The 25,737-nt window shown below is 56.2% G+C and carries 33 protein-coding genes and 1 riboswitch; of the genes, 16 read left to right on the top strand and 17 right to left on the bottom strand.

What is annotated here, in order from left to right:
* Window positions 1–10: 10 nt before the first annotated feature.
* From bioD to rplU, 9 genes are all read right to left on the bottom strand, one after another.
* Window positions 11–694, bottom strand: coding sequence for a dethiobiotin synthase (gene bioD, locus ACNKH6_RS10235; RefSeq protein WP_417915457.1), 684 nt, complete (start codon window positions 692–694; stop codon window positions 11–13).
* Complete coding sequence (locus ACNKH6_RS10230) at window positions 691–1,206, bottom strand: bacteriohemerythrin (protein ID WP_417915456.1); 516 nt, start codon at window positions 1,204–1,206, stop codon at window positions 691–693. Before ACNKH6_RS10230 ends, bioD begins: the two co-directional genes overlap by 4 nt.
* 69 nt (window positions 1,207–1,275) lie before the next feature.
* Window positions 1,276–1,791 carry a bacteriohemerythrin gene (locus ACNKH6_RS10225; protein WP_417915455.1) on the bottom strand — a complete coding sequence of 172 codons (516 nt, stop codon included), beginning with the start codon at window positions 1,789–1,791 and terminating at the stop codon, window positions 1,276–1,278.
* Window positions 1,788–2,978, bottom strand: a complete 1,191-nt coding sequence (gene proB / locus ACNKH6_RS10220) for a glutamate 5-kinase (RefSeq protein ID WP_417915454.1) — start codon at window positions 2,976–2,978, stop codon at window positions 1,788–1,790. Before proB ends, ACNKH6_RS10225 begins: the two co-directional genes overlap by 4 nt.
* A complete protein-coding gene (gene obgE / locus ACNKH6_RS10215) occupies window positions 2,975–4,009 on the bottom strand; it encodes a GTPase ObgE (RefSeq protein ID WP_417915453.1) in 1,035 nt (344 codons plus the stop codon). Before obgE ends, proB begins: the two co-directional genes overlap by 4 nt.
* A gap of 26 nt (window positions 4,010–4,035) precedes the next feature.
* Window positions 4,036–4,986 (bottom strand): DNA-methyltransferase, encoded by a 951-nt coding sequence (locus tag ACNKH6_RS10210; RefSeq protein WP_417915452.1) that lies wholly within the window; start codon window positions 4,984–4,986, stop codon window positions 4,036–4,038.
* 4 nt (window positions 4,987–4,990) lie between these two features.
* Window positions 4,991–5,896, bottom strand: a complete 906-nt coding sequence (locus tag ACNKH6_RS10205) for a HindIII family type II restriction endonuclease (protein WP_417915451.1) — start codon at window positions 5,894–5,896, stop codon at window positions 4,991–4,993.
* Between the two features lie 121 nt (window positions 5,897–6,017).
* A complete protein-coding gene (gene rpmA / locus ACNKH6_RS10200; RefSeq protein ID WP_417915450.1) occupies window positions 6,018–6,332 on the bottom strand; it encodes a 50S ribosomal protein L27 in 315 nt (104 codons plus the stop codon).
* Between the two features lie 51 nt (window positions 6,333–6,383).
* Complete coding sequence (gene rplU / locus ACNKH6_RS10195; protein ID WP_417915449.1) at window positions 6,384–6,692, bottom strand: 50S ribosomal protein L21; 309 nt, start codon at window positions 6,690–6,692, stop codon at window positions 6,384–6,386.
* A gap of 285 nt (window positions 6,693–6,977) precedes the next feature.
* On the opposite strand from rplU, the gene ACNKH6_RS10190 reads away from it, so the two are divergent.
* The 3 genes from ACNKH6_RS10190 (at window position 6,978) to ACNKH6_RS10180 (ending at window position 10,460) form a co-directional block, all read left to right on the top strand.
* On the top strand, window positions 6,978–7,136 hold the full coding sequence (locus ACNKH6_RS10190) for a rubredoxin (protein WP_417915448.1): 159 nt from the start codon (window positions 6,978–6,980) through the stop codon (window positions 7,134–7,136).
* Window positions 7,137–7,208: 72 nt separating this feature from the next.
* On the top strand, window positions 7,209–8,183 hold the full coding sequence (locus ACNKH6_RS10185) for a lipid-binding SYLF domain-containing protein (protein ID WP_417915447.1): 975 nt from the start codon (window positions 7,209–7,211) through the stop codon (window positions 8,181–8,183).
* A 54-nt stretch (window positions 8,184–8,237) separates the two neighbouring features.
* A riboswitch (cyclic di-AMP (ydaO/yuaA leader) is annotated at window positions 8,238–8,371 on the top strand.
* 64 nt (window positions 8,372–8,435) lie between these two features.
* Window positions 8,436–10,460: an APC family permease gene (locus ACNKH6_RS10180; RefSeq protein ID WP_417915446.1), complete on the top strand. Its 2,025-nt coding sequence runs from the start codon at window positions 8,436–8,438 to the stop codon at window positions 10,458–10,460.
* A gap of 36 nt (window positions 10,461–10,496) precedes the next feature.
* On the opposite strand, the gene ACNKH6_RS10175 is transcribed toward ACNKH6_RS10180, so the two are convergent.
* From ACNKH6_RS10175 to ACNKH6_RS10165, 3 genes are all read right to left on the bottom strand, one after another.
* Window positions 10,497–11,153 carry a phosphoribosylanthranilate isomerase gene (locus ACNKH6_RS10175; protein ID WP_417915445.1) on the bottom strand — a complete coding sequence of 219 codons (657 nt, stop codon included), beginning with the start codon at window positions 11,151–11,153 and terminating at the stop codon, window positions 10,497–10,499.
* A gap of 5 nt (window positions 11,154–11,158) precedes the next feature.
* On the bottom strand, window positions 11,159–11,923 hold the full coding sequence (gene trpC, locus ACNKH6_RS10170; RefSeq protein ID WP_417915522.1) for an indole-3-glycerol phosphate synthase TrpC: 765 nt from the start codon (window positions 11,921–11,923) through the stop codon (window positions 11,159–11,161).
* A 123-nt stretch (window positions 11,924–12,046) separates the two neighbouring features.
* Window positions 12,047–12,334, bottom strand: coding sequence for a hypothetical protein (locus ACNKH6_RS10165; protein WP_417915444.1), 288 nt, complete (start codon window positions 12,332–12,334; stop codon window positions 12,047–12,049).
* 24 nt (window positions 12,335–12,358) lie between these two features.
* Between ACNKH6_RS10165 and ACNKH6_RS10160 the strand changes: the two genes are divergently transcribed.
* From ACNKH6_RS10160 to ACNKH6_RS10145, 4 genes are all read left to right on the top strand, one after another.
* On the top strand, window positions 12,359–12,814 hold the full coding sequence (locus ACNKH6_RS10160; RefSeq protein WP_417915443.1) for a CZB domain-containing protein: 456 nt from the start codon (window positions 12,359–12,361) through the stop codon (window positions 12,812–12,814).
* A 19-nt stretch (window positions 12,815–12,833) separates the two neighbouring features.
* Window positions 12,834–12,962 carry a hypothetical protein gene (locus ACNKH6_RS10155; protein WP_417915442.1) on the top strand — a complete coding sequence of 43 codons (129 nt, stop codon included), beginning with the start codon at window positions 12,834–12,836 and terminating at the stop codon, window positions 12,960–12,962.
* Between the two features lie 273 nt (window positions 12,963–13,235).
* Window positions 13,236–13,496, top strand: a complete 261-nt coding sequence (locus tag ACNKH6_RS10150; protein WP_417915441.1) for a hypothetical protein — start codon at window positions 13,236–13,238, stop codon at window positions 13,494–13,496.
* Window positions 13,493–13,903 (top strand): PIN domain-containing protein, encoded by a 411-nt coding sequence (locus ACNKH6_RS10145; protein WP_417915440.1) that lies wholly within the window; start codon window positions 13,493–13,495, stop codon window positions 13,901–13,903. The genes ACNKH6_RS10150 and ACNKH6_RS10145 overlap by 4 nt, the downstream gene beginning before the upstream one ends.
* Window positions 13,904–14,533: 630 nt before the next feature.
* Here the strand turns inward: ACNKH6_RS10145 and ACNKH6_RS10140 are convergent.
* Window positions 14,534–14,854, bottom strand: coding sequence for a hypothetical protein (locus ACNKH6_RS10140; protein ID WP_417915439.1), 321 nt, complete (start codon window positions 14,852–14,854; stop codon window positions 14,534–14,536).
* A 407-nt stretch (window positions 14,855–15,261) separates the two neighbouring features.
* Here ACNKH6_RS10140 and ACNKH6_RS10135 point away from each other — a divergent pair, with 407 nt between their 5' ends.
* Together ACNKH6_RS10135 and lysA are read left to right on the top strand one after the other, a co-directional pair.
* The gene (locus tag ACNKH6_RS10135; RefSeq protein WP_417915438.1) at window positions 15,262–15,738 is read left to right on the top strand and encodes a Uma2 family endonuclease; all 477 of its coding nucleotides are present in this window, start codon (window positions 15,262–15,264) and stop codon (window positions 15,736–15,738) included.
* A 95-nt stretch (window positions 15,739–15,833) separates the two neighbouring features.
* Window positions 15,834–17,105, top strand: coding sequence for a diaminopimelate decarboxylase (lysA, locus tag ACNKH6_RS10130; protein WP_417915437.1), 1,272 nt, complete (start codon window positions 15,834–15,836; stop codon window positions 17,103–17,105).
* A 134-nt stretch (window positions 17,106–17,239) separates the two neighbouring features.
* On the opposite strand, the gene ACNKH6_RS10125 is transcribed toward lysA, so the two are convergent.
* On the bottom strand, window positions 17,240–18,274 hold the full coding sequence (locus ACNKH6_RS10125; RefSeq protein WP_417915436.1) for a hypothetical protein: 1,035 nt from the start codon (window positions 18,272–18,274) through the stop codon (window positions 17,240–17,242).
* On the opposite strand from ACNKH6_RS10125, the gene ACNKH6_RS10120 reads away from it, so the two are divergent.
* Window positions 18,243–18,467, top strand: a complete 225-nt coding sequence (locus ACNKH6_RS10120; RefSeq protein ID WP_417915435.1) for a hypothetical protein — start codon at window positions 18,243–18,245, stop codon at window positions 18,465–18,467. The genes ACNKH6_RS10125 and ACNKH6_RS10120 overlap by 32 nt on opposite strands.
* A 56-nt stretch (window positions 18,468–18,523) precedes the next feature.
* On the opposite strand, the gene ACNKH6_RS10115 is transcribed toward ACNKH6_RS10120, so the two are convergent.
* From ACNKH6_RS10115 to ACNKH6_RS10105, 3 genes are all read right to left on the bottom strand, one after another.
* Window positions 18,524–18,898 carry a hypothetical protein gene (locus ACNKH6_RS10115; protein WP_417915434.1) on the bottom strand — a complete coding sequence of 125 codons (375 nt, stop codon included), beginning with the start codon at window positions 18,896–18,898 and terminating at the stop codon, window positions 18,524–18,526.
* Between the two features lie 11 nt (window positions 18,899–18,909).
* Window positions 18,910–19,347, bottom strand: a complete 438-nt coding sequence (locus ACNKH6_RS10110; RefSeq protein WP_417915433.1) for a hypothetical protein — start codon at window positions 19,345–19,347, stop codon at window positions 18,910–18,912.
* Window positions 19,348–19,462: 115 nt separating this feature from the next.
* Window positions 19,463–20,230 carry a hypothetical protein gene (locus ACNKH6_RS10105; RefSeq protein WP_417915432.1) on the bottom strand — a complete coding sequence of 256 codons (768 nt, stop codon included), beginning with the start codon at window positions 20,228–20,230 and terminating at the stop codon, window positions 19,463–19,465.
* Here ACNKH6_RS10105 and ACNKH6_RS10100 point away from each other — a divergent pair.
* The 6 genes from ACNKH6_RS10100 to ACNKH6_RS10075 all read left to right on the top strand — a co-directional run bounded on the left by ACNKH6_RS10100 (window position 20,212) and on the right by ACNKH6_RS10075 (window position 25,736).
* Window positions 20,212–20,814, top strand: a complete 603-nt coding sequence (locus ACNKH6_RS10100) for a YncE family protein (RefSeq protein WP_417915431.1) — start codon at window positions 20,212–20,214, stop codon at window positions 20,812–20,814. The genes ACNKH6_RS10105 and ACNKH6_RS10100 overlap by 19 nt on opposite strands.
* Window positions 20,815–20,916: 102 nt before the next feature.
* Window positions 20,917–21,825, top strand: a complete 909-nt coding sequence (locus ACNKH6_RS10095; protein ID WP_417915430.1) for a DsbA family protein — start codon at window positions 20,917–20,919, stop codon at window positions 21,823–21,825.
* A 16-nt stretch (window positions 21,826–21,841) separates the two neighbouring features.
* Window positions 21,842–22,837, top strand: coding sequence for a PhoH family protein (locus tag ACNKH6_RS10090; protein ID WP_417915429.1), 996 nt, complete (start codon window positions 21,842–21,844; stop codon window positions 22,835–22,837).
* Window positions 22,838–22,843: 6 nt separating this feature from the next.
* Window positions 22,844–24,004 carry a pyridoxine 5'-phosphate synthase gene (locus tag ACNKH6_RS10085; protein ID WP_417915428.1) on the top strand — a complete coding sequence of 387 codons (1,161 nt, stop codon included), beginning with the start codon at window positions 22,844–22,846 and terminating at the stop codon, window positions 24,002–24,004.
* The gene (gene cmoA, locus ACNKH6_RS10080) at window positions 24,001–24,738 is read left to right on the top strand and encodes a carboxy-S-adenosyl-L-methionine synthase CmoA (RefSeq protein ID WP_417915427.1); all 738 of its coding nucleotides are present in this window, start codon (window positions 24,001–24,003) and stop codon (window positions 24,736–24,738) included. Before ACNKH6_RS10085 ends, cmoA begins: the two co-directional genes overlap by 4 nt.
* Window positions 24,735–25,736, top strand: a complete 1,002-nt coding sequence (locus ACNKH6_RS10075) for a hypothetical protein (protein WP_417915426.1) — start codon at window positions 24,735–24,737, stop codon at window positions 25,734–25,736. Before cmoA ends, ACNKH6_RS10075 begins: the two co-directional genes overlap by 4 nt.
* The last annotated feature ends 1 nt before the right edge of the window (window position 25,737 follow it).

Below are 25,737 nucleotides of genomic sequence, written 5' to 3'. Positions count from 1 at the left end.
GTTGAAGAAATCAGCAAGCGGCGTTCAGCAGCACGTCCCAATTCACCGCCCGGCTTTCTTGCAGGTCAGGCATGAGGACAATTTTATCCGGGAAGCCGTATCGCCCCAGCGCGTCACGGAAAACGCGCAGCGAATCGCGAACTATTTCCGGCGGATGGCTGCCGTGCAGGTTGTACACAAGGCCGAGCAGGCGCATCTGCCGCAGCTTGATTGCCTCCAAGCAGAGCAGGGTGTGGTTGATCGAGCCGAGGCGGGGCGTGGTGACGAGCAGCAGCGGCCAATTGCGGGCTTGCAGATAATCAAGCAGGAGCAGCGAGCGGGTCAGCGGCACCAGCAGGCCGCCCGCGCCTTCGACGATGAGCTGATCAAACTGGGCGGCAAGGCTGTCGGCGGCATGGTCGAGCTTGGCCGGATCAATCGCCGCGCCAGCCTGTTCGGCGGCCAGATGCGGCGAGGCGGGCAGCGGAAAGCAGTACGGGCAGGTCAGTCCCTGTTCGTCCGCAGGCAGCCAGCCGCTGCCCATCAGCCGCCGGTGCAGCAGGATGTCCTCGGATTTGCCCGCGCAGCCGGTCTGCACTAATTTCAGGGTGACAGCGGACGTGCCGCGCTCAAGCAGATGCCGGGCCAGCAGGCCGCTGACTATGGACTTGCCGACCCCAGTGTCTATGCCGCAGACCGCGACAGGCGGATTCATGCGGCCAGCCGTTTTTTCTGAAATAACGAGAGGAAACGGGCGAACACGCTCGGCTTTTTGCTGAAATCGCTGGCTGCGGCCTGCTCCGCCTCCTCCTTGGCCGCGCAGTCACGCAGGGCGGTGTCCACTTTAGAAATATGCTTGATCAGCCACGACTGCAAAAAAATATGCAACTGAATCAGCGAGCCACGTGTGATCGCCCCAGCAGTGAGCTTATTTTTGTACTCCAGATACTTGGCGACAAAACGGCGGTGCTCCTCTTCATTAACTACTTTCATGGGATGATCGCTCTTGGCAAAAAGAGCTTCTTCATCACGGAAATGGTTGACCGCATATTCGCCGAGAAAACCGATCAGCTCAACCGCTTTTTCCTGCTCCTCCGGCTGCTCAATATTGGAAGAATCCTTCAAAAAGATGAGCAGGCTGTTCAAGCCGTCAAAGAGCTGAAAATGCTGTTCATCAATATGAGCGTAACCTGTGGTGTACCTTTCCTGATCCCATTGCAGTGGCATAATATCTCTCCAAAGTATCTCTTTCTGATGCGACATGGCTTTAATCTCTTGAGTGGATGTAAAAAATATTTATTTCATCTGAAATAAAGCAAGAAACTTGGCAAAGACACCTTTCTTCCCAGCCGAGCTGCGGCAGTCTATGCCGGATTTCTCCGCATACTCGTGCAATGTCATATCAATTTTGAGGATGTGATTGATCAGCCAAGAATGGAGAAAGCTGTGAAGCTGCTGAAGCAGCTCCAGCGAGAAGGTGCCGCTGATCAGCTTGTCATTATACTCAAAATATTTTTCGTAAAAGACCTGATGGGCCTCTTTGTTGGCATCCGCCAGCGGATGGCCGCACTTTGCAAAGATTTCCTCCTCCTCTTGAAAATGCCTGATCACATATTCGCCGAGAAAATAGAGCAGCTCTATGACCTTGTCCTGATTTTCCGGATCATTTGCCGCCGATGCGTTTTGCAGAAACAAGGTCAGGCTGTTCAAGCCATCAAACAGCTCATGGTGCTGATCGTCAACATGAGCAAAGCCGGTTCCATAGTGCTGCGCGTCCCATTTCAGGAGCGTGGCGGTCGTCAGAGAATTCATGCTCCTGCGCTCCTCATTTTCTCGCTGCTGTCTAACAGCACCAGATTGTCGCGATGAATCACCTCTTCGCTGTCGCTGAAGCCAAGGATTTCTTTGATCTGGCTGCTTTTCTGCCCTCTGATCCTTTCAATATCCGTTGAGGCGTAATTGACCAGCCCGGCAGCAATCGCCCGGCCATCCGGGCAGCGGCACTGCACCGGCGCACCGACCTTGAAGCTGCCTTCCACCCGGACAATGCCGGAGGGGAGCAGACTTTTTCCGCGCTCCAAAATAGCCCGGCAGGCGCCTTCGTCCAAATCAAGAAAGCCAGCAGGACGGAGCACATAGCCGATCCAGTGCTTTCTGCCGCTGATTTTCACCTGTTCCGGCAAAAAGAAGGTGCCGACCATCGCCCCGGAAAATAATTCCTGCAATACCTTGCTGTTGCGGCCAGGCCCGATGAAGGAGCTGCCGCCGCAGGCCGCGACCATCTTCGCCGCCCGGATTTTCGACTGCATCCCGCCGGTGCCGACCGCGCTGCCGCTGCCGCCTGCCATCGCCTCGATTTGGCTGTCTATTTTCGCCACCGTGTAGATGGCCCGCGCCGCCGGATCAGCCGCCGGATTGGCGGTGTAGAGGCCGTCCACGTCGGAAAGCATGATGTACATGTCCGCGCCGATCATGTTGGTGATCAGCGCGCCGAGGTTGTCGTTGTCGCCAAAGCGCAGCTCCTGCACCGACACTGTGTCGTTTTCATTGATGATCGGCACCGCGCCGAACTCAAACAAGGTGAGGATGGTGTTGCGGATATTCAAATAGCGGTCGCGCTGGGAAAGGTCGGCGTGGGTGAGCAGAAGCTGCGCCACCTGCTGGCCGCGCTCGGCGAAACGCTGCTCATACGCCTGCATGAGCAGGCCCTGCCCGACAGCGGCCAAGGCCTGCTTGACCTTGAGCGGCTCGCCCGGCTGTTTCTCCACGCCCAAGCGCCGCCGCCCGGCAGCCACAGCCCCGGAAGTGACTAAAATCACGTTGCGGCCTGTGCCCCGGAGAAAGCAGATTTGGCGGCAGAGGCTGTCAATGGTGTTAAAATTCAGGCCTTCGGCGGTGGTCAGCACTGCGCTGCCCACTTTCAAAACCACGGTTTTGGCCTGATCAAAAAGCGTTTGCCGGTAAAACAGTCCGTCCTCGCGGGGTAGCTGCAAGGTCATGGCTGCGCCTCCTCTACAGCGGCTGCGGCCTGCTGCTCGCGCTGCGCCTCCAGCAAGTCCTCAATCTTCGCCTTGAGCGTGTCTATGCCGCTTTCTTCCAAGGCGGAAATCAGCAGCACATCAGCCATGCCGTTGTCCGCAAACAATGTCTTGACCGCCTCCTGCTCCTCCTCGTAGAGCGAGTCCATTTTATTGAGGACAATCAGGCGGGTGCGGTCGGCCAGCTCTTCTTTGTACGCCGCCAGCTCTGCGGCTAAAACGTGGTAGTCGGCCAAAGGATTTTCGCTCGACGCATCAATGAGATGGAGGAGGATGCTGGTGCGCTCGATATGGCGGAGAAAACGGTGGCCCAAGCCCAGCCCCTCGCTCGCCCCTTCAATCAGGCCAGGAATATCAGCGATGATGCACGGCTCGGCCATTTTGAAATGCAAAACGCCAAGCTGCGGCTCCAAAGTGGTGAAGGGGTACGGCGCAACCTTGGGATTGGCGGCGGAGAGCTTGGACAGCAAGGTGGATTTGCCCGCGTTGGGCAGGCCGATCAGGCCGACATCGGCGAGCAGCTTCAGCTCGATTTTCAGCCAGTGCTCATCGCCAGGCGTACCGGGCGTGGCCTTGCGCGGGGCGCGGTTGGTGGAAGTGGCAAAGCGGGTGTTGCCAAGGCCGCCTCTGCCGCCCTGCGCAGCGAGAAAACGCTGGCCCGGCTCGGTCAGATCAGCCAGCAGCTCGTCCGTTTCCGCGTCCCGGATCATCGAGCCGACCGGCACCGGCACAACCATGTCCTTGCCGCCGCGCCCGTGGCGGTCGCTGCCCATGCCGTGGCCGCCGCGCTCCGCCTTGAAATGCGAGCTGTAACGGAAGTCAATCAGCGAGTGCTTGCCCGGATCGGCCTCCAGATATACGCTGCCGCCGCGTCCGCCGTCGCCGCCGTTCGGCCCGCCTTTGGGGACAAACTTCTCCCGCAGGAAACTGACGCAGCCATTGCCGCCGTCGCCGGCCTTGACGAAAAACTTTACTTCATCTATGAAAGCCATCTATTGGTATGTCTCGCTGAATTTTTTCAAAAAAGCAGGGGCTGGAAATGAGCGGGCCGCACAGCATGAGATATTGCCGCACTCTTCTGGCCCAGCCGCTGGAGCGCGGCGGCATGGAATTCCGGCGCAGCTTCAAAGCCGATGAAATGTCGTTGCAGACGGGCGGCAGCAACCGCAGTTGTTCCGCTGCCCATAAAGGGATCAAGCACTGTCTGTCCTTCCGTCGTTGTGAGCTTGATTAAAAATTCAATCAGTTGCAGCGGCTTCTGCGCTTCATGAATCCGTTCTTCATGTTTGCTGAAACCAAACTCAAGCAGATTGGACGGATTGGCGCCGTGCAGCTGGCAGGCTTCAAGATTCATCGCGCCCACGCCATGTTCCAGCACGTTGTCAGCAAGAGTGCCGCCAATTCTGTACGGTTTCATGAACCAAGCGATTGGCTCATAAATTGGAGCAAGGTTGCCCAGCCGCCATCCTTGCCAAGCCGCCGCCTCTTGCTGCAGCCCGCGCCGGTCAAAAACGATGCTCAAGCGCTGCGCCCGGTGATGGGCTGCGTCTTTTTTCCACGCAAGGATGTCTTTCAGCAAAAAACCGCAGTCTTCAAAGGCGTTGACAACCCGATGCATGGTGCGGCGCGCCCCAAAGACAAAAAGCGATGCGCCATCCTTCATCTTGGGCAAAATCATTGCCGCCCAAGAACCGCACCATTCCTCATACTCTTTGCCCATGTTTCTGTCTGACTGCGACCAACCATTAATTGGCTTGCCTCGGCGTTTGAAGCCTGATTTGCCGATTTGCGCTGGCGACTGGCCCAGCAGGGCGGAATTGGTGTTGCTATGCAGCACATCCCAATCGTCCAAGCTGATTCCATACGGAATATCAGAAAGAAACAGCTCAATACTGCTGTCCGCCAGCAATGACAGATGTTCGCGGCAGTCTGCGCAGATGATGGTGTCGATATACTCTTTGTTTTTCACAATGTCACACGGCTTCCAGCAGCCCGTTGTCCGCAACAGATTTGACTGCGCGAATTCGGTTCTCAATCTTCCGCTGCCTGAGCACTTCGTGAATGGCCTCTTCATGGGAAAGCCGCATGATGCGTTCACGCTCGGCAGCAAGAAAGGCAAGGGCTTCTTCTTGAGCTATTCGTATGGATTCAAGGGCGGCAATTTTCTCTTCCCGCCAAATGGCTGCAAGACGATCATCCGTACCAAGCAAGGTGCGGTTCAGCGTCTGCCAATACGCCCCGGCATCCTGCGACGGATTCATGGCTTCAACAGCTTGAAAGATATTGTGCAGCAAAGAGACCGTGCTGATTTTCCCTGCGGATTCAGCGTGCCGGACAAGAACGGCAAGATGCGTGTAGGTGGAGATGCACACCGATCTGGCGGCGGCCTGCTGGTAAATCTGACTGGCGCGGGCGGGCAGCTGATAAACAGGGCAGACCACCATCGCAAACGGCTTGCCGCGTTTCCAGCCATCGAGTGCTTGAATTTTGAAATCTTTCTGGTTCTTCGCGGTGCGGCTTAAACGGAAGGCTTTGGCATCAGCAACAAAACTGTAGTTGTCACAAACACATTCCACATCTGCGGCATCGGCCCGCTCTTTCAAAACCAAGCTGGTGAGGCCCATCGCCGCGAATGCCTCATGAATGACGGCATCCGTATATTTTGAATACAGTTTTTCCTCGCTGCTGTCATGGGCGTATCCTTCAGGTATCACGCCGCACAATCTGAGGTGGGACAGAAGAGAAGACAGACCATTTTGTTGTATTTCGGCGGCCAGCTCTTGTTCAACCCGCCCCGCGTCAACACCGAAGTCGCCGCTGAGGCTGCTGATCTTCTTGACCCAGCAGCTTCGGCGGGTCACATCCTGTTCTGCAAGCACCGTCAGTTTCATGAAATCAAATCGTCGGCTGTATGTCAGGACACCTCCCAACAAAAAAACCCGACACCAAATTGGCGCCGGGTCAGTGCTTCTGCCTGTGCTTTGCCGCAGCGCGGTCAGATCAGCAGCCTGCTCCGCATTGCTCGTGGGTGCAGGCGCAGGAAGCCTCGCAGCAGGCCGCAGCCGCCGGATACACCGACACCCGCTTGCGGTCTTTGCCAAAGGCTTCGTACTGCACCACGCCGTCCACTTTCGCGAACAGAGTGTAGTCGCGTCCGCAACCGACATTGGTGCCCGGATAAATTCTGGTGCCGAGCTGCCGGACAAGGATGCTGCCTGCGGTCACGCTCTGGCCGCCGAAGCGTTTCACGCCGCGCCGTTGTCCTGCGCTGTCGCGACCGTTTCTGGAGCTGCCGCCCGCCTTTTTATGAGCCATGAGATAGGTCTCCGAAATAAAATGTGAATGGAATCAGCCGCCCGGCCTAAATCACGCGATCTGCTCGATGCTCAGGGCGGTGAAGGGCTGGCGGTGACCGCGCAGCACCTGATAATTTTTCCGGCGTTTCTTTTTGAAGACCAGCACTTTCTTGTCCCGGCCCTGCTCGACGATCTTGGCCACAACTTTGGCCCCGTCAACCACCGGCGCGCCGATCCTGACGTTGTCGCCGTCAGCAACCAGCAGCACGTCGGCCAGCTCAACGGTGTCGCCCACCTCTCCCTCAAGTTTCTCGACTTTCAGCCGATCTCCGGCTGCGACCTGATACTGCTTGCCGCCAGTGCGTACTATGGCATACATGCGCCCGTCCTCCTGTATGTGAATCAAATCAGTGACAAATAGATTATCGACTTGTTTATGCGAAATATTTAATTAGACTACAAGACAGGGGCTTCTGTCAAGGGCAAAAAAATCCTCGCCGCCGAATCCCTGCTGGAACCAGTCTTGGCGGCGGACTTCCTTTCCCTTGCCTAATGTCCGCCGTTTCATTATACTTGTCAGCAGGCTGTGGGCTTCGCAGCCTGCTCAGGCGGAACCGGAATTCCGCGTCCAGCTTCCATTCACCCCTATTTGGAGGAACACGGTATGAAGAAATACGAATGCCCCTGCGGCTACATTTACGATCCAGAAGAAGGCGACATGGACAGCGGCGTTGAGCCAGGCACCGCCTTTGACGATCTGCCCGACGACTGGGTCTGCCCGAAATGCCAAGCCGAGAAAGAGCATTTTTATCCGGCTGACTGAGCCGCCGCCTTGCCGATCAGCGCCGTTGGTCGGCAGCGCACGACCTTTTTCAATTATCCCCTTGTAAAAAAAATGAACGCTATCTCTTTGCGCAACGCCGCGTTAGGTCTTATTGCGCTTGCCGCCGCGCTGTTGCTGCCCTTGTCCGCCCGCCGCGCCGCTGCGGGCAATCTTGATGAAGCCCAAAGTCTGGTGCTGAAAAGCGAGGCGGTCTTCAGAAGTTTCATGAACGACCCCGGCATGGTCTGGTTTCATGAAAATGTCGGCATGGCCCGGGGCATTCTGATCGTGCCGCAGATGCTGCGCGGCGGGTTCATCATCGGCGGCTCTGGCGGTTCCGGCGTGCTGCTGGTGCGCGACGACCGCCACAGCGCATCTGGCTGGAGCTATCCGGCCTTCTACACCATCGGCTCGCTTTCACTGGGCCTGCAAGCCGGAGCAGATGCCTCTGAGCTGGTGCTGCTGATCATGACCGAACGCGGCCTGAACGCCATGCTCTCCACAGAGATCAAGGCTGGAGCGGACATGTCTATCGCCGCCGGGCCGTTGGGACGGAACGCGAAAGCCCAGACCGCTGACGTGCTGGCCTTTGGCCGCGCCAAAGGGGTGTTCGGCGGGGTTTCGGTGGAAGGCGCAGTGATTGAGCCGCGCACGTATTGGAACAGCGCCTATTATGGCACCGCAGTCAGCCCGATTGATATCCTGCTGCGGCGGACAGCCCGCAATCCCCAAGCGGAGCCGCTGCGCAGCCTGATGCCGGGTGGCAGGAAGAAAATACAGCCTGCTTTGCAGCAGCCGGTTTATCCCGTCCCGTCAGACAAAAACTCCGGTTACCCATATCCTCCTCCGGCTGAACCGCTGCCGCCTGCGCCGCCGGAGAGCTACTATCCCGCTTCTGACACAGGGAATTATGCGTCGCCCTTGCCGCCGCCAAATAACAAGTGGCGGGAACCTGAACCGGATATTCCTTGGGGAAACGGCAATCCGGCGCAACAACAGCAGCCGTGGCGGAACCCGGACGGGCCGCAGCAGCGAAATATGCCCTGAGCCGCTTTCGTTACTCTCCGCTTGACACCGAATTGGCGGCAGGTCTATACTTGCCGCCACAAATCGCCGAATCCAGCCACGGCTGGAGCGGGGGACCCAATTTTCCGGGGCGAAGCGCGAAGTTTGCGCGGGGCTACTCTTCGGCCCCAGCCCGTCAGCTAACCTCGCAGGCGTTGAAGGGGCGAACCTCTCTTTGACCACGGGGGCTTATCTCCTTTTTCTACCAGCACGTGGTCATAAAGGAGGTCTGCCATGACGCAGCCTGAAAAATCCGGCGCAACGATGCCGGAAAGCCCCCTGTCTGAAGACAACAGTTTTCTCCATCGTCTCTGGCGCACGCTGATCGGCGCGCCGCGCGGCTTGACTGACAAGTCGCTCTTCCATCACCTCTCGCTGATCCCCTTCCTCGCTTGGGTGGGGCTTGGCGCAGACGGCCTGTCGTCCTCATCCTACGGCCCGGAAGAAGCCTTCCGCGCTCTTTGCGGGCACACGTATCTGGCTGTGCCGCTGGCCCTGCTGATGATCAGCACGGTTCTCATCATCTCGCTGGCCTACAGCCGGATCATCGAAGCCTTTCCCAGCGGCGGCGGCGGATATCTTGTCGCAACGAAGCTGCTGGGGCCACGGGTCGGCGTGGTCTCAGGCTCGGCCTTGGTGGTGGACTACATCCTCACCATCACCATCTCCATCGCTGCGGCGGGCGATGCCCTGTTCAGCTTTGTGCCGCTTCATCTTCATCACTGGAAGCTGACCGTTGATGCCATCCTTCTGCTCGGCCTGACCACGCTCAACCTGCGTGGCGTGCGCGAGTCCGTGGTTGCGCTGACCCCAGTCTTCATCGTCTTTGTGCTCACCCATGTCGTCCTCATCGGTTATGGCATCTTCAGTCATACCGGAGAAATGCAGGCTACGGCAGCCAAAGTCACGGACGGCTTCTCACAGGGCATGTCGAATGTCGGCGTGTTCGGCCTGCTTTTGCTGCTGCTGCGGGCCTTCTCGCTCGGCGGCGGCACCTACACCGGCATTGAGGCGGTTTCCAACGGCCTGCCGATCATGCGGGAACCGCGTGTGCCGACAGCAAAACGGACTATGCTCTATATGGCCTCATCGCTGGCCTTCACCGCCGCCGGACTGCTGCTCTGCTATCTCCTCTGGGGCATCAGCCATGTGCCGGGCAAGACCATGAACGCGGTGCTGGCCGAGCGGGTCGCCGCCCAGTTTCCTTTCAGCAGCACCTTTGTCTTCCTGACGCTGTTTTCAGAAGGTGCCCTGCTGATCGTCGCCGCTCAGGCAGGCTTTATTGACGGACCGCGTGTGCTCGCCAACATGGCGGTGGACTCGTGGATGCCGCACCGTTTCTCCGCCCTCTCCGACCGCCTGACCACGCAGAACGGCATCTTCCTGATGTGCGGAGCCGCGTTGGCCGCCCTGCTCTATACCCACGGCAATGTCAACGCGATTGTGGTCATGTACAGCATCAACGTTTTCCTGACCTTCTCGCTGTCCATGTTCGGCATGTTGAAGCACTGGCTGGCCCAGCGGGACACCGAGCAGAACTGGCGGGGGCAGGCAGCGTTGTTTTCCATCGGCCTGGCCCTCTGCTCCTCCATTCTTGCAGTCACGGTTTTGGAGAAGTTCACCGAAGGCGGCTGGCTGACTGTAGTTGTCACTGGCATTTTGGTCGGCCTGTCCTTCATCGTGCGGCAGCACTACGGCACGGTTTATGCAAAAATTTCCGAGCTGTATCAGGAAGACATGCTTGAGCTGGCCCATGCTCCTGCTGACGGCGAGGACGAGGAAACCGCTCCGCTGGATCCCAGCCAGCCCACGGCCATCCTCTTAGTCGGCGCATACAGCGGTCTTGGCATTCATACCATGCTCAGTATCTTCCGCATGCTTCCGGGCTATTACAAAAACCTGATCTTCATCACAGTCGGTGTGGTGGATTCCGGCGTGTTCAAAGGGGAAGAGACGGTTGCCGCCTTGCAAGAAGAGACGGAGAAGATGCTGGCCCGCTATCTGCGCTTGGCGAAACGGCTCCGCATCCCCTGCGAATGCGACTACGAGCTGGGCACAGATGCGGTTGACGAGGCGGAAAAACTCTGCCGCAGGCTGCACCGCGAGTTCCCCAAAGCCACCTTCTTTGCGGGCAAGATCGTCTTTCAGCGCGAACGCTGGTATCAGCGGCTCCTGCACAACGAAACCGCCTTTGCCATTCAACGGCAGCTGCAATGGAACGGCCAGACCATGGTGATCATTCCGGCCCGGATGGTGTAGGGGCGAAAAATTTTCCGCCCCTACATAAGCTGCGGCTTATGCAAGAGGTCTATGGGTTGCTTCATGCACAATCTGCACAATTTCTCTGATCAGCGCATGATCTTTGCGGCCCGGACTGCTTTCCACGCCTGAATTGACATCCACGCCGCAGGGCCGCACCGCCTCAACAGCGGCGCGGATGTTGCTGGCATCCAGCCCGCCCGCGAGAATGAAATGCCGTTGCAGCTTGAGCCGAGGAATCAGCGACCAATCAAAGGTCTGGCCAGTGCCGCCCTCCTGTCCTTTGCGGTAGGTGTCCAAAAGAAAAGCCCGGACATGGGCATGATATGGCGCCACATCCTCGGCTTGTAGCTGCGGCCCCACGCGCAGGGCCTTGATGATCTGACAGGGCGCGGCGGCGCGGGCCAGCCGCTCGCAATAGTCGGGCGGCTCCTGCCCGTGCAGCTGGGCGCAGCTCAGGCCGCAGAAGCGGATGATCTCAGCCAGCTCCGCCAGCGGTCGGTCAACAAACACGCCCACTGTGCTGACAAAAGGCGGTAGCTGCTCGATGATCAGGCGGACTGTCTCCGGGGCAACATGGCGCGGGCTTTTTTCATGAAAGATGAAGCCCAGCGCGTCCACGCCCGCCTCGACAGCGGCCTGCGCGTCCTCCAGATTGGTGATGCCGCAGATTTTGATGCGGATTCGGCTCATGGTCGTCAAACGGCAAGGAAATCCCGCAGCGTTCCAGCCTGCTCCGCGCTGCGCATCAGGCTTTCGCCGATCAGCGCGGCCCGCACACCCGCCTCTTTCAGCCGCAGCATGTCCGCCCGGCTGCTGATGCCTGACTCGCTCACCACCGGAATTTCCGCCGGAATCAGCCGCTTGAGGCGGAAGGTGGTCTCTAAGTTCATGCTGAAATCCTTCAGATTGCGGTTATTGATGCCCACCAATTTGGCTCCGGCGGCCAGCGTTTTTTCCAATTCCGGCTCGTCATGCACCTCAGTCAGCACGTCCATGCCGCGCTCCTCAGCCTGCTGGCGGAAATCGCGTAGCTGGGCCTCATCCAGCAGAGCGGCGATGAGCAAAATCGCGTCCGCGCCATAGGCCGCCGCTTCCTCGATCTGAATCGGATCAAGAATGAAATCCTTGCGCAGCACTGGCAGCTCGACCGTGTTGCGCACCAGCGGGATGTATTCAATTGCGCCTTGGAAGAAATCCCGGTCGGTCAGCACGGACAGAGCCTGCGCGCCGCCGTCGCGGTAGTTGCGGGCAATGGCGCAGGGATCAAAATCAGGACGGATCACGCCTTTGGAAGGTGAAGCCTTCTTCGCCTCAGCAATGATGGCCACGCCGGGCGCGGCAAGCAGGGCGTGGAGGAAGCCGCGCGGCGGAGCAACGCTGCCTTCCGGCGGACGGATGCCGCCGCGTTTCAAGATGGCGATTTCTTCCCGCTTGCGGGCGGCGATGGTGTTGAGAATCATAATATCCATCCAAGTTGTGGCCTGCAACATTGCATTTTTAATGCCGCAGTGTTTTCCGTTGACAGGCCTTTGTCGGCGCGGTTAGAGAGGAGTCCAGGAGTATGACCTGATGGAGGCGAAAAGTCAAGCTGCTGGGCAGGAGGAGCGGGCGGATAGCCCCCTGTAGTCCGCACCGCCGAACGCTGGCCGCTCCTGAATCAAGTCCGCCGCAGCACTCGTTTTGGCAGTGCAAAATTGTTCTCCCGCTGGTATGCTGATTTTCGGAATGACAAGCATGTGGTTGTGAGCGAAAGCGCAGCCGGACGGCATTGGATCATCACGTCGGAAGGAGAATTGGAATGGCAGAAAAGCGGCGGCGTGAATGCCGGATGGATAAGCGATAAAAGGAACTGTTGGGGATTGCTTCGCCATCCTCAATCTACGGGACTGAAGACTATGAACAAGAACGAACTGATTGTTGTGTTACGGGATGCGGCGCGGAGTCATAAAGAATGGGTCGGCAATGCCTTGGCCCTGATTGAAGGCGTTCCTCTGGACAAGGAGAAAGTTCCTGTCAACGCGACCGAGTGCAAATTCGGCCAGTGGTATCATGGTGAGGGGCAGAGCTTGCGGGGCATTGCCGGATTCAAAGAACTGGAAGCACCGCATGACGAGCTGCACAGAAAATACATGGAGATTTTTGCGATTCTGTTTGGCGAGGACTATGAACCGTCATTCTTTGCCAAGCTGTTCGGAAGCTCCCGCAAGCTGGCTGCTGAAAAGCGGGAGCTGGCAATGGAGAAATTTCGTCTTCTGGAAAAGCAGTCGGATTTGATCGTCAAGCAGCTCATCCAGCTGGAGAAGCTCATTACGGCTATGGGCGAGAATCAGCTGGAAAAGTATTTGGCGTAGAGGCCAGCCATGATCAGAAGTGCGCCTTCTCTTCCTCCGTCTGGCTGAATGCAGCCAGACGGAGGAAGAGAAGGGCATTGGAAAAAACATCCGGCATGTTTTGGATGCGGGCAGAGGGAAGCAGGCCGGAGAAGGCGGCGCGGGATGATGTGGAGAAGGGCCACGAAAAACTATCAGGATGGCACCGAGGGAACTATTAGGTATGCACCGGCCTTCCCATACAGTATGTTTTGGGAAACCATCAGGTATGTTCCCTCGGTGCTATTCTGTATGTTTCCTTGGAACCATCTGCATGGTTTTTCCGAAACCATATAGTATGTTTTGCTGATGGATTCGGTGCTGGACACTGTGCAGGCGCGGCTGCTTCAGCTTGAGAGAAAAGCGGCGGCGTGAATGCCACGCTTGACAGGAGTGAAAAAATATGGAAATGATGGAACTGCGTACGCAGATTCACGGTCTTTCGCGCCGGGAGAAATATTTCCTCATCCAGTTCATTGTGCTGGAACTGGCGCAGGAGGATTCTTCACGGCCAGATGAAAGTTCCGCTCATCAGCGCGATGCAGTTACAGAGACGCTGAATGCGCGGGCTGTGGACAAATTCCTTGGAAGTTGGAAAGGCTGTCTCAAAGGTGTTGATCCTGATGAAGCGAAACAAAGCTATCTGATGGCAAAATATCAATGAATGTCCTGTTGGACACCAATGTTGTCTTGGATTTCGTTCTTGACCGGCAGCCATTTGCCAAGGCGGCGGAGCTGGTGTTTGAAACGGCCAAACGCCGCCCGGTTCAGTTCTATCTGTCCGCGACCACGGTCACTGATCTGTTTTATATCGCTGCAAAAGCAAAGGGAAAAGCTTTTGCGCTGGCGTTGATCAAAGACTTGCTGGAGTTTGTCGAGATTGCCGCTGTGAATAAGACGGTGATTCTTGATGCGCTGCATTCTGGCCAGCCTGATTTTGAAGACGCTGTGCAGGCAGGAGCTGCAAAGCAAGCCGCTGTCAGCGTCATCGTCACGAGAAATGCGGCGGATTTTGCCGGAGCTGAGGTTGATGTTTGTCATCCTGATGAATTTTTGCGGCGTTGCAGCTAAAAAGGCGAATTCAGCGGACGCTTGCGCTGGCGGGAGAATAAAGGCGGGGCGATTGCCATAGGCTGTGTGTTATCTTTACGGGCAGGGTGGGCAAACGGTTTTATTGTTTGCCCATGCGGAAGCTGATATAATGGTGGGCAAGCAAAAAGACGCTTGCCCATCCTATGGTACTATGAACAGGGCATGGATGGTGCCATAACCAATTCCCGTCTCGACACATAGCATAAAAACATTTAAACCGCCCATTAAACATGTTTCGCACAAAAAAACTTTGCCTTGCCATCACTTTACTAAGTTCGTTTTTTTCCACACAAGAGGCCCAAGCCAACCCTTTGTTAGCAAACATAGGCATAAACCTTCTTTGCAGTGCTATATACGACATCATTACGTCTTCATTAAAATACTGCAAAACCGAAGCAGGAAAAGAAAAATGCTCACAGAGTGACATGAAAAATCTACAAGAAAAATACAATATTATAGAAGAATTCCAGAAGAACAAACCAGAAGAAGTATATTCACAAAAAGACAGAGAGATGCTAAACGGATTATATTACGAAATAAAACAAATAGAAGTAAATATAAGAAGCAATAATGCTTTAGATAAAAAAATTGAAACGATACAGAAAGATGTCAACGAATTAAAGCGTAAATACAAAAAATCAAATTCTCAACCCCGATCTGCAATAAATAGCCACACCCCTTCTCTACCCGCACAAGGGTATATTCCATCTCAGCCATCGTATAATTTTTCGCTGCCGACCATCCCAAATCAACAGCCATCCACATTTTCGCTACCAAGCACACCGCCTCAGTCATCGTATAATTTTTCACTGCCAAGCATATCGCCTCAGCCATCGTATAATTTTTCATCACAACCGAGCTACCATAACGAACACACCAGGCACCATTCGAGAAACAGGAGATGGTATTCTTCCGAGTTTTCGCCGTCATCGAGCTATTCACAGGGATATCCTGACGATTCTAACAGACACCATTCCAGAAACAGGTGGTCTTCCTCTGATTTTCCTCCGCCATCGAGCTATCATGACGACCACAACAGACACCATCACAGGAGATAACATACACCCTGTCCCTTCATTATGGGCAATTGGTGTGTTCGCTAAAGTGAAGACAGCTCAGTGAGACGCAGGTGCCGGAGTCAGATCACAGCAATAACGTGGCAGCCAAGGAATTTGTGGTGGAGCCGTAAACCTGCAAGCAGCCTTTGACGTAGCTGCATCTGCCCTGAATCCCCAGCCGGATTCAGGGCGTTTTGCTTCCGCCTTGCCGTCCCTTGCCGCATCCAGTATATTGTGCTTAATCTGACAAAAACGCTTGGAAAATAATCAGGAGACATCATGAACTGGCAGGAAGTCTGCGCTGATCCGTGTTTGCATGATTTGCCGTATAAGATTGAACTCAATGAACAAGGACAAATCCTGATGAGTCCAGTCCGTTTGTATCATTCCGCTTTTCAGGGGAAAATCATCAGGATGCTGGCGCAACTTATAGAGCATGGCGAAGCATTTCCTGAATTTGCTGTCGCCACAGAGAAAGGCACTAAAGTTGCTGATGTCGTCTGGTGTTCTGATGCGCTCTGGCAGCAAATCAAGCATGAGGATGAAAGTTCCGTTGCCCAGGAAATCTGTGTGGAAGTGCTGTCCTCAGCAAACACAGCGGCAGAAATGTTGGAAAAGAGAAGGCTGTATTTCAGGCACGGCGCAGAAGAGGTTTGGATGTGCAATCAAGATGGAACGATGCAGTTTTTTATTGCCGCTGGAGAAATCGCGCATTCGCACCTTGTTTCTGCTTTTCCCAAGCGTATTGACGTGTGATTGACGTGTTTGCAACCAGCCTGAGATAATGCCCTTGCTGCCGCTTTCTGTCTTCTGCGGAACCCGGCGGCTTCTTTTTTTTCACTACAGCAATCATGAACCATTTCACCTACAAGAACGGCGAACTCTGCTGCGAGGACGTGCGGATTCAAGACATCGCAGCGCAGGTCGGCACCCCGTTCTACCTCTACAGCTCCGCCACCCTCAAGCGGCACTTCACCGCCTTTGAGTCCGGCTTCAAGGGCATGGCCCACCAGACCTGCTTTGCAGTCAAGGCCTGCTCGAACATCGCCATCCTCAACCTCTTCGCCAAATTAGGCGGCGGCGCGGACATCGTCTCCGGCGGCGAGCTGTTCCGCGCCCTGAAAGCCGGGGTTGATCCGCAGCGGATCATCTACTCTGGAGTGGGCAAGAGCCGCCGCGAGCTGGCTGAGGCCTTGCAGGCGGGCATACTCATGTTCAATGTCGAGTCGCCGCAGGAGCTGGACCGGCTGAACGAGGTTGCGGCGGAGCTGCAAATCCGCGCCCGCATCGCCTTCCGCATCAACCCGGACGTTGACCCGAAAACGCACGCCTACATCTCCACCGGCCTGGCGAAGAACAAGTTCGGCATCCCGGTGACTGAGGCCTTGGGCGAATACCTGCGGGCCAAGACGATGGTGCATATCGAGATCGTCGGCGTGAGCTGCCACATCGGCTCGCAGCTCACGCAGATTGAGCCGTTCATCGAGGCACTGCGCAAGGTCAAAGCCTTCATCGCCAAGCTCAATCAGGAAGGCGTTCAGATCAAATACGTGGACATGGGCGGCGGCATCGGCATTCCCTACGACGACGAGCAGCCGCCGCATCCGATTGATTACGCGGCGGCTGTGCGGGCCGAGCTGGCGGGCATGGATGTGACCCTGATTCTGGAGCCGGGCCGGGTGCTGGTCGGCAACGCGGGCGTGCTCGTCACCGAGGTGCAATATACCAAGGTCAACAGCGGCGGCGACAAGGAAAAACGCTTCATCATCGTGGATGCGGCCATGAACGACCTTGCCCGGCCCTCGCTCTACGGCGCGTACCACGAAATCCTGCCGGTGCGCGATCCTGTGGAAGGCGGCGGCCAGCAGCAGGCGGATGTGGTCGGCCCGATCTGCGAGAGCGGCGATTTCCTTGCTAAGGACAGGCTGCTGCCGGAAGTCCAGCCCGGCGAGCTGCTGGCCGTGATGAGCAGCGGCGCCTACGGCTTCTCCATGTCCTCAACCTACAACTCCCGGCCAAGAGCGGCGGAAGTGCTGGTCAGTGGCGGCAGCTTCGAGGTCATCCGCCAGCGCGAGTGCTACGATGACCTCGTGCGCGGCGAGGCGGTGAGCACATTCGAGTAAGTGCCTGCCTAATCCGCCGAGGAGGGAAAACAAAAAGCCGGAACTGACATATAGCCAGTTCCGGCTTTCTTGATGAGACATCTTGCATAACTGTCCTTACGTTGAGCACTGTAGGGGCGAAAAATTTTTCGCCCCTACAGCAGCGCGTTATTTTGCTTAAACAGCTTCTCTATTTTCTTTGCATCAATTTTGAGATAGAGCTGAATAAACAAATCGCCAAGATTGTTTCTTGTGTGCGGAATCAGCATGTCATGCTCAAATTTCGCTTCGTAGGCCGCAATCGCGCTTTGCAAGGCTATGTCGTATGTTGTATCAATTTTGCCGCTGTAATAATTCAGCTCGTGGAGCATCAGCTTGAGATATTTGATCCGCTCGTGCTCATCCAGCTCCAGCCATTTCTGATACGCCGCAACAGTCGCGTCAGGACTTGGCCCTTGCGCAGCAAAACAGCCAGAAAAATTGAGCTGCTGGTACAGTCCCTTCAGCGTCCACAGCGCGGCTGCCTCAATCAAGGTCCGCTGGGCGCCGTGCAAGCCTTCCCGCAGTCTGGCTTGCGTGGCGAAACTCATGCTGCCTTCGCCGTAGCCCAAACCGATGGAAAATTTGTCCGATTCAGTGTAGGTGTTGAGCGTCAACGTGGTGGCCGCGCCGACGGTGTTGCTGATGGCATCGCCCAAATAAACCACCAGCGACAGGCTTTTAGAAGCCTTGGAGATGCCGTATTCCACATTGGTCTCACCCTGCCCGCCCTTGATTTTTCCGCCGCCGGCATCACCTAAATTGATGTAATCAGAAGAATCATTCTGGGTATATACGCCTTTCACCCTGATCACCGCCGCCGCTTTGTATAATCTGGCCAAATCCTGCACATAGACCGGCGGCAGCATTCCATATTTATCTTCCTGCTGAATCAGGCCGAGCGGCGGCGTGTACGGAATGACGATTTTTTTCGGCGAAATGCTCCGTTTGATGATTGCCTCGAAGTCATACTTGCCGCTGTCGGCCAGCGGCCCGTTTTCCCGTCCGCCTCTGCCGGTAAGCCCGCTGATTTCCGGCATCACCGGCACGGTGCCATCATAAAAATCATCGACCAACAGCAGAATTGGCTTGGCTTGCGACTCGTTGACCAGCTGCCCCATGCACTTCAGCGTTGCTGTCAGATTCGTCATCGCCGGCTGCGGTGTCTCCGACGTTATGTTGGACATGGATGAACTGACATTCGAGCAGCCGTTCGCCGCAAGCAAAAAAAAGCCGCTCAAACAGGCTGTCGCAAACAAACAATTTGTATTCCGCATGATCACACTTGCCGGGCTGGATAGAACAGCGTTCAAGCACGGGCGGAGCAAACAGCAAAAAGGATAGGAAAAGAGGAAGTATGCCGGGATGATGATGAAAAATTACAGCAGGCTACAGTTATACTACTGGCATTCAAACGTTATGGTGTTGATATCCAAATACTGAAACGCATCGCCGGAGCCTGCATTGTAATTGCCGTAAAAAATACATTTCGGCTCGGTCAAACTGTCAACGACAATGCTGCTGTTCGGCAGGATATAGCCGTTTGTTGTCACTCCGGCCAGCACCCCAGCAGTTTCTCCAGCTCCAGATGCAGTATTGACCGCTGTCATTGTTTCCCGTTGCGGCATGATGCTGTTTTTTAAACTCAGGACAGAATTTAAATTTGGCGTGAGTTCCACGTCAGGGATATCCGCTTTCATGATTTCCGCACTGCTTGTTCCGCATTCCCCTGCGGCAGCAAGAACAATTAAAAGCAGCAGTATGCCTTTTTTCATGATGATGGTTCTCAATTGCAGGAATCGCAGTCAGTGATGACATTAACACCTTGAATGCTGCCGCTGGTGCTTGGCGCGCTCAGACGCACTGCGCCGCTGGCAGCGGTTAGCTGCGTGACCGATTCTGCGCTGCCTCGGTACACATTAATTCCTTGAACAACATTATTTCCGCCGGACAGAAAAAGTGTCACACCCTGCTCCAGCAGAGCCACCTGCGCTGCCTTTCCGCTGTACGCAGTATAGGCAATCACATTGACACCTTGTGTGCTGCCGCTGCTGCCTTCTGATTCAAGACTCAGCTCGCTGCTAATCTGCGTCCCTTGAAACAGACCTGCGTCAAAGGCTGCTGTGAACTGGTCAAATGCTGTGACATCAGCACCTGATGCCTGCCAAGGACTTAAAAAAACTTCAGCCAAGAAAATTATTTTCAGACAAATCTTGTTCCTCATATTTGTCTCCTCTTGGCCGCACGGACAAATAGTCCTTTCCCTTGAAGATAGACGTGCTGCTATCGTCTGCGCAGGTTGAGCGACCCCTCTTCTTACCTGCGCAGAAAACAGCTGCTCATTCACAGCCCGCTGTTCCGCAGGCGGTGACCAAGTTGAATGCCTGCGTGGAATTTTCGCTGTTCGACGAGCGCATCTCCGCAGTGCCGGTGACAGTGGTGCTGTGCATGACCATCACTTCAACATCGCCTCTATGCATATTGACGGCCTGCATGGTGCCTTCTTTGCTGCCGCTCATGTCAAGCAGCAGGTCTCCATCCACTACTGCGCTCTGTTTGACAGCCGGCATGCCGTTGCCCACCACCACGTTGCCACCTAAGCGCGCGCCAGTATCATAAGTGGATGTCAAAGTAAGATTGGTGTTGGCCGCCAACTCCATCGCGATTCCGTCAACTATGCCTTCAAACGGATTGAAACCTGCAGCTGTTGCTGCAGCAGGGCAGAGACTCAGCCCCAACAGTGCTGCCATGCTAATTTTTTTCCACATGATCGTCTCCCTTTGACTAAAAAAAAGCAAATTGAGCGAGAACAACTTTGCCTTTTCATCTGCCTTAACTATAAAGCAAGATGAAAAAAAAAACAACATGAACACACAATGAACAGCAAAATTTTCCTGAGGTTCCGGCGGAGGGAACATTGTGTCATGCGCATGGCGTGCATGGCCGCCTGCGGAACACTGCTGCGCCGGGTGAAGAAAATGAAAAAAAACAGCGGTGCTGCTTGCCTGATGCGTCTGCTGCGGGTATGATGCGCAGTGCGGAAGGGCAGTTTCAACTTCCTCCTCAACCAATCCATGCAGAAAGAAAAATGAGAAAAGCTCTCGCATTGTGCTCGTTCCTCCTGCTGTCCGCGCAGCTTGGGAACGCCGCGCCGGGCAGCGGCCCGCGTTTTTTGGACACCTGGTCGGAAATGAACAGCTGGGAGTCTGGCGCAAGCCCTGCGGCTCTCGCCCAGACCATGGATAAAAAACTGGTTTTTGTCCTTGGCAGCGACGGCAATGTGCAGGTGTATTCCGCTGTCGGCGAGCAGCTTGGCACTGTCGCCGTTCCAGGGCAGGCGACCGCCATTGACATTGATCCGCGCGGCAAGACCTTATACGCAATTGACCGGAGCGGTTTTTGCACCGTGTTCAGCGTGTCCTTGGAGACCGGCGCGGCAGCAGGGACGGTGCGGAGTCACTGGCAGACTCAGGCCAGGCCAGTTGACATCGCCTGTCTTCCTGACCGGGGACTGGTCTTCATTCTTGAAGCGGACAGCATCGTCCGGGTTTATTCGACCGCTGGCGAGCTGCGGAACTATCTGCCAGTGCCCAAGGGCATCTCCGGCCTTGATCTTGTGCCGCGCAGCAACATGCTTTATCTTGTGAACCGGAACGGCTACTACGCCGCGCTGCGTCTCGGCGGCCTTTAAGCCGTGTTGCTGTTCAGCTTGCCGGACAGCACGCAGGACAGTATAATGCCTGCATCGTGCTGCACATCCTCTGCCAATCTTTTCATTAAGGAACGAAAGAAAATGAACAAAAAAGCACTTGCCCTCTCTTGTCTGCTCCTGCTGTCCGCCCAAATGGTTTCGGCGGCAGATGAGAAAGCTGCCGCTCCCGCCGCCCCTGCCCCGGAGCAGCCCGCTGCCACAGCCACCAAACCGGATGCGCTGACATGGACAGTCATGCAGGCGTGGAAGACTGATGCGAAGCCGGTCAGTTTCGTGCAGACCTTGGACGGCAGAATGGTTTTCATCCTCGGCGACGACAGCAAGGTGCATCTTTATTCGGCTGAAGGGCAAAAATTGGGAGTGATTCCGGCTGATGCGGGGACTATTGCCATTGACATTGCGCCCAGAGGCGAAATGCTCTATCTGATGGACAAGAGCGGGGCTTATAAGGCGATGGATATTTCTTTTGCCAAGGATATTGACCTTTCCGGCTCGCCATTTAAAGGCAATGAAAATGCGCCGGTATCCTTGGTGGTTTTCTCCGATTTCCAATGTCCGTTCTGCAGCAAGGTGCATCCGATCCTGGAAGAGGTGATGAAGAAAAATGCCGACAAGGTCAAGATCGTATTCAAGCACATGCCGCTGAACATGCACGCGCAGGCTGAACCGGCAGCCAAGGCCGCCATTGCCGCGCAGGAGCAGGGCAAGTTTTGGGAGATGCACGATGCGCTGTTCGCTGCTGCCAACAACGGCGGGTTGAGCACTGAGGCGATTGAGAAGGCTGCGACAGCAATCGGCCTGAACATGGAGAAGTTCAAAGCAGACTTGAACAGCCCGGCCACGCAGGAAAAACTGAGCAAAGACATGAGCGCGGCCCGGCTGGCTGAAGTCAATGGCACGCCGACCCTGTTTGTCAACGGTCGCCGGGTCAATGTTGGCGGCCCTGAAGGCATCCAGAAAATGATTGATCAGGAACTGACCAAGAAGTAAGGCTGTGGCGTTTTCGGTGAAAAAAACAGCAGTCCAAGCTGGCGGCGAGATTGAGCAAAGCCTTGATTTCGCCGACTCCGCCGCCGCGCAGACGCTCTTCGGCGAGCTGAACCGCAATCTGCACACTATCGAGCAGGCCGCCGGAGTCCGCATTCATCAGCGGGGCGGCGGCCTGCGCGTGCAGGGCCGACCGCACGCCGTAGAGCTGGCAGTCTCAGCCCTGCGGCAGCTCTACGAGCTGGCGCGGAAGGGCTATCCGGTTTTCAGCCAGGACGTGGCCTTTGGCCTGCGCATTCTTGAAGCCTCGCCCGCTGCCTCACTGGAGGAGATTTTCTTGGAGAAAGTCTGCATCACCTCCAAGAAGCGGATCATCTCGCCCAAGACCCTCAATCAGAAGAACTACATCGAGGCCATCCGCCGCAACGACATTGTTTTCGGCATCGGCCCGGCAGGCACCGGCAAGACCTACTTGGCCGTGGCGATAGCTGTGGCCGCGCTGACGGCGGAGCAGGTGCAGCGCATCATTCTCACCCGGCCTGCGGTGGAAGCGGGTGAGAAGCTCGGCTTTTTGCCCGGTGACTTGGCGCAGAAGGTTGATCCGTATCTGCGCCCGCTCACCGACGCGCTCAACGACATGCTGGGCGCGGAGAAAGCCGCTGAACTGGTCGAGCGCGGCGTGGTCGAGGTCGCACCATTAGCTTTCATGCGCGGCAGAACCTTGAACAAGGGCTTCATCATTTTGGACGAGGCGCAGAACACCACCCGCGAGCAGATGAAGATGTTCCTCACGCGCATCGGTTTTGACTCGCAGGCGGTGATCACCGGTGACATCACCCAGGTTGACCTGCCCGGCGGGCAGGCTTCCGGGCTGGTGGAGGCGCAGGCTCTGCTCCAGAACATCGAGGGCATCGCCTTCTGTCCTTTTGACAAAAGCGATGTGGTGCGGCATCCCTTGGTGCAGAAGATCATCCACGCCTACGACACCGCCGGCAGCCGCCGCGAGCCGTCCTGACTTTCCATGTCCATCAACTTCATCAGCGAAATCAGCCCGCAGCAGTTCAAGCTCAACCAGAACCTGCTGCGGGCGCGTCTGCTCCGCCTGCTGCGTCTGCTGAAGCAGGAAGGGCGCACGGTCAGCGTCGTCTTTCTCGACGACAAGGAGATGGCCCGCTACAACCAGACCTACCGCCACAAAGAGGGGCCGACCAATGTCCTCTCATTCCCGGCGGAAGTGGCGGACGAGCTGGGCGACATTCTTGTTTCCGCCGACACTGCCTGGCGCGAGGCAGGCGAAAAAGGCGTAACCCTGCACCAGCATCTCACCTGGCTGCTGATCCACGGCCTGCTCCATCTGCTCGGCTACGACCATGAGCTGTCCGAGGCCGAGGCGGAGCGGATGCAGGACAAGGAGGCCGAACTGTATCAGGCTGTTCAACACATTCATTCAGGAGGGGCCATGCCGCAGCTTGCTGTCAATGTTGACCATATCGCCACCATCCGCGAGGCCAGAGGCGGCGCGGAGCCGGATCCGGTTTTAGCCGCAGGCATCTGCGAGCTGGCCGGGGCCAGAGGCATCGTCGTGCATCTGCGCGAAGACCGCCGCCACATTCAGGAGCGCGATGTCCGCGTCCTGCGCCAGACCGTGAAGACCCGCCTCAATCTGGAGATGGCGGCGGTCAAAGAGATTGTTGAAATTGCCTTGGACGTGAAGCCGGATTTAGTTACGCTGGTGCCAGAGAAACGGCAGGAGCTGACCACTGAAGGCGGTCTGGACATCCTCGGCAACGAGAAAAAGATACGAAAGACCATCGGCAAGATGAGCGAGGCGGGCATTCCGGTCTCGCTCTTCATTGATCCTGACTTGGAGCAGGTCAAGGCTGCGGTCGAGGTCGGCGCGGCGTATGTGGAGCTGCACACGGGCCGCTACGCCGATGCGAAAGACCACGAGGAGCAGGAGCGCGAGTTCCGCCTGATTGAGCAGGCAGCAGAGGCCGCCTACGCCGCCGGGCTGCGGGTCAACGCGGGGCACGGTCTCAATTATCTCAACGTAGGCCGCGTCGCCGGGCTGCCGGTGATTGAGGAACTGAGCATCGGCCACGCCCTGATCGCCCGCGCCGCCTTTGTCGGCCTGGAGCAGGCGGTGCGCGAGATGCAGAACTGCATTGATCTGGCTGGGTGAGCAGCGACAAGCTCTACAGCAGCGGCGAGGTACATGAGGACTTCACCTTCAATGAGGGTGTGGCGGAAGTCTTCGATGACATGCTCGACCGTTCCGTGCCCTTTTACCGCACGGTGATCAAAACCACTGCCGCGCTGATCCGCCAGCTCGCCGCGCCGGGCGGAACTGTGGTTGACCTCGGCTGCTCCACCGGTTCCACCCTCTTGGAGCTGGCCCGCCTGCTGCCAGACCTGCAATTGCGGTTCATCGGCTTGGACAACGCCCCGGCCATGCTGGAGAAAGCCCGGCGCAAGGCGGCAATGTTCAGCAAAAACATTGAGTTCCGCCAGCAGGACATCACCTCCCCTGATTTGATCGGGCAGCTTGCCGGGGCAGATGTCATCCTCTGCAACTACACCATGCAGTTCATCCGGCCTCTGCTCCGGCAGGATTTTGTCCGCCGTCTGCACACCGCCCTTTCCGCAGGCGGCATTCTGCTCCTCAGCGAAAAAATCGTCAGCAGCCACAGTCTTCTGAATCGGAAATTTATCAATATCTATCATGAATTCAAGCGGGAGCAGGGTTATTCCGAGTTGGAAATTGCCGCCAAGCGCGAGGCTCTGGAAAACGTCCTTATCCCGTTCACTGTGGAAGAAAATCTCAGCCTGCTGCGCGACGGCGGCTTCAGCTGGGCGGAACTGCACTTCCGCTGGATCAATTTCGCCTCATTTGTGGCTGTAAAGCAGCAATTATGAAACAACCGACCATCACTGTCATCACCTCTGTCCCTCCTGTCATTCCTTCTCGGCCAATTGACGGCAGTGATGTCGGCAAAGCGTACCGCCAAGCCTGCATTGACTCGTGGCAGCGTTTCGGCGGGCGGATTCTGTCGGTTAATAACAACAAAGAAGCTGATGCAGTCAGAGCAGCAACTAAGGGCATTTTCATCTGTCCGGTTGCATCTGATGGAACGGCAGTGGCGAAAAGACCCTTAGTGCTGTTTGATGATCTGCTGCACTGCGCGGCTCAGGAAGAAACTGAGCTGATCGCCCTGACGAATTCAGATATTTTTTTGGCAGATGCCGAGCTGCTGCGGAAGCAGGCTGCTGGTCTGAAGAGCGGGGAAGTGCTTGTCTCGCGCCGGGTGAATGTGGAGAGTCTGCGCAATGCTTCTGGCGCGACCTACAAATGGGGCTATGATCTTTTTATTCTGCGCCGGGAGGATATTGCCCGGCTGCACCGGGAGACGACACTTTTTTTCGGCGAGCCGTGGTGGGATTATTATTTCTTAAGCAACCTTGTTTTGAGCGGCTTGTCTGTTGTCACCACAGACAGTGCGCATGTATTGCATCTCGCGCATAAAGAGGCTTATTCGTCAGAGCGATGGCTGGCCACTGGGGAATTTTCTCTGCAAACGCTGCGCCAATTGGCAGAAGAAGGAAAATATACAGAGCATCCGGCAGTCCAGCATTTCATAGGGTATGTGATCAACACATCATCTCTGCTGCCGGTGAAAGATGTTCTGCTGCTGGCGATGAGAAATTTTAGAGCATTGACACTGTACCACGTGATGCTGTGCTACAAATTTTGTCCGCAACGCAAATCTCCCAAAGAAAACGATCTGCACTTTTTCTCCTGCGCGCTGACTGCATACGCTGAAATCACAGTCAATTTCGGCGTGTCTTCACGCGACCGCATCAACAAAGCGTGCAGCGAACTGCATGAAAAAATGCAGCTAGCTGCCAAGAGTTGAC

The organism is Candidatus Electronema sp. JM (genome assembly GCF_048287415.1).
Lineage (GTDB): Bacteria > Desulfobacterota > Desulfobulbia > Desulfobulbales > Desulfobulbaceae > Electronema.
The sequence above is the reverse complement of the archived record's forward strand: the minus strand, read 5'-3'. Positions and strand labels throughout refer to the sequence as shown.

Bases quoted from the DNA above. Each gene is read 5' to 3' on its own strand.
- bioD (WP_417915457.1), bottom strand. From the start codon at position 694: ATGAATCCGCCTGTCGCGGTCTGCGGCATAGACACTGGGGTCGGCAAG.
- ACNKH6_RS10230 (WP_417915456.1), bottom strand. From the start codon at position 1,206: ATGCCACTGCAATGGGATCAGGAAAGGTACACCACAGGTTACGCTCAT.
- ACNKH6_RS10225 (WP_417915455.1), bottom strand. From the start codon at position 1,791: ATGAATTCTCTGACGACCGCCACGCTCCTGAAATGGGACGCGCAGCAC.
- proB (WP_417915454.1), bottom strand. From the start codon at position 2,978: ATGACCTTGCAGCTACCCCGCGAGGACGGACTGTTTTACCGGCAAACG.
- obgE (WP_417915453.1), bottom strand. From the start codon at position 4,009: ATGGCTTTCATAGATGAAGTAAAGTTTTTCGTCAAGGCCGGCGACGGC.
- rpmA (WP_417915450.1), bottom strand. From the start codon at position 6,332: ATGGCTCATAAAAAGGCGGGCGGCAGCTCCAGAAACGGTCGCGACAGC.
- rplU (WP_417915449.1), bottom strand. From the start codon at position 6,692: ATGTATGCCATAGTACGCACTGGCGGCAAGCAGTATCAGGTCGCAGCC.
- ACNKH6_RS10190 (WP_417915448.1), top strand. From the start codon at position 6,978: ATGAAGAAATACGAATGCCCCTGCGGCTACATTTACGATCCAGAAGAA.
- ACNKH6_RS10185 (WP_417915447.1), top strand. From the start codon at position 7,209: ATGAACGCTATCTCTTTGCGCAACGCCGCGTTAGGTCTTATTGCGCTT.
- ACNKH6_RS10180 (WP_417915446.1), top strand. From the start codon at position 8,436: ATGACGCAGCCTGAAAAATCCGGCGCAACGATGCCGGAAAGCCCCCTG.
- ACNKH6_RS10175 (WP_417915445.1), bottom strand. From the start codon at position 11,153: ATGAGCCGAATCCGCATCAAAATCTGCGGCATCACCAATCTGGAGGAC.
- trpC (WP_417915522.1), bottom strand. From the start codon at position 11,923: ATGATTCTCAACACCATCGCCGCCCGCAAGCGGGAAGAAATCGCCATC.
- ACNKH6_RS10165 (WP_417915444.1), bottom strand. From the start codon at position 12,334: ATGGCGAAGCAATCCCCAACAGTTCCTTTTATCGCTTATCCATCCGGC.
- ACNKH6_RS10160 (WP_417915443.1), top strand. From the start codon at position 12,359: ATGAACAAGAACGAACTGATTGTTGTGTTACGGGATGCGGCGCGGAGT.
- ACNKH6_RS10150 (WP_417915441.1), top strand. From the start codon at position 13,236: ATGGAAATGATGGAACTGCGTACGCAGATTCACGGTCTTTCGCGCCGG.
- ACNKH6_RS10145 (WP_417915440.1), top strand. From the start codon at position 13,493: ATGAATGTCCTGTTGGACACCAATGTTGTCTTGGATTTCGTTCTTGAC.
- ACNKH6_RS10140 (WP_417915439.1), bottom strand. From the start codon at position 14,854: ATGACGGCGAAAACTCGGAAGAATACCATCTCCTGTTTCTCGAATGGT.
- ACNKH6_RS10135 (WP_417915438.1), top strand. From the start codon at position 15,262: ATGAACTGGCAGGAAGTCTGCGCTGATCCGTGTTTGCATGATTTGCCG.
- lysA (WP_417915437.1), top strand. From the start codon at position 15,834: ATGAACCATTTCACCTACAAGAACGGCGAACTCTGCTGCGAGGACGTG.
- ACNKH6_RS10120 (WP_417915435.1), top strand. From the start codon at position 18,243: ATGCACTTCAGCGTTGCTGTCAGATTCGTCATCGCCGGCTGCGGTGTC.
- ACNKH6_RS10125 (WP_417915436.1), bottom strand. From the start codon at position 18,274: ATGACGAATCTGACAGCAACGCTGAAGTGCATGGGGCAGCTGGTCAAC.
- ACNKH6_RS10115 (WP_417915434.1), bottom strand. From the start codon at position 18,898: ATGAAAAAAGGCATACTGCTGCTTTTAATTGTTCTTGCTGCCGCAGGG.
- ACNKH6_RS10110 (WP_417915433.1), bottom strand. From the start codon at position 19,347: ATGAGGAACAAGATTTGTCTGAAAATAATTTTCTTGGCTGAAGTTTTT.
- ACNKH6_RS10100 (WP_417915431.1), top strand. From the start codon at position 20,212: ATGAGAAAAGCTCTCGCATTGTGCTCGTTCCTCCTGCTGTCCGCGCAG.
- ACNKH6_RS10105 (WP_417915432.1), bottom strand. From the start codon at position 20,230: ATGCGAGAGCTTTTCTCATTTTTCTTTCTGCATGGATTGGTTGAGGAG.
- ACNKH6_RS10095 (WP_417915430.1), top strand. From the start codon at position 20,917: ATGAACAAAAAAGCACTTGCCCTCTCTTGTCTGCTCCTGCTGTCCGCC.
- ACNKH6_RS10085 (WP_417915428.1), top strand. From the start codon at position 22,844: ATGTCCATCAACTTCATCAGCGAAATCAGCCCGCAGCAGTTCAAGCTC.
- ACNKH6_RS10075 (WP_417915426.1), top strand. From the start codon at position 24,735: ATGAAACAACCGACCATCACTGTCATCACCTCTGTCCCTCCTGTCATT.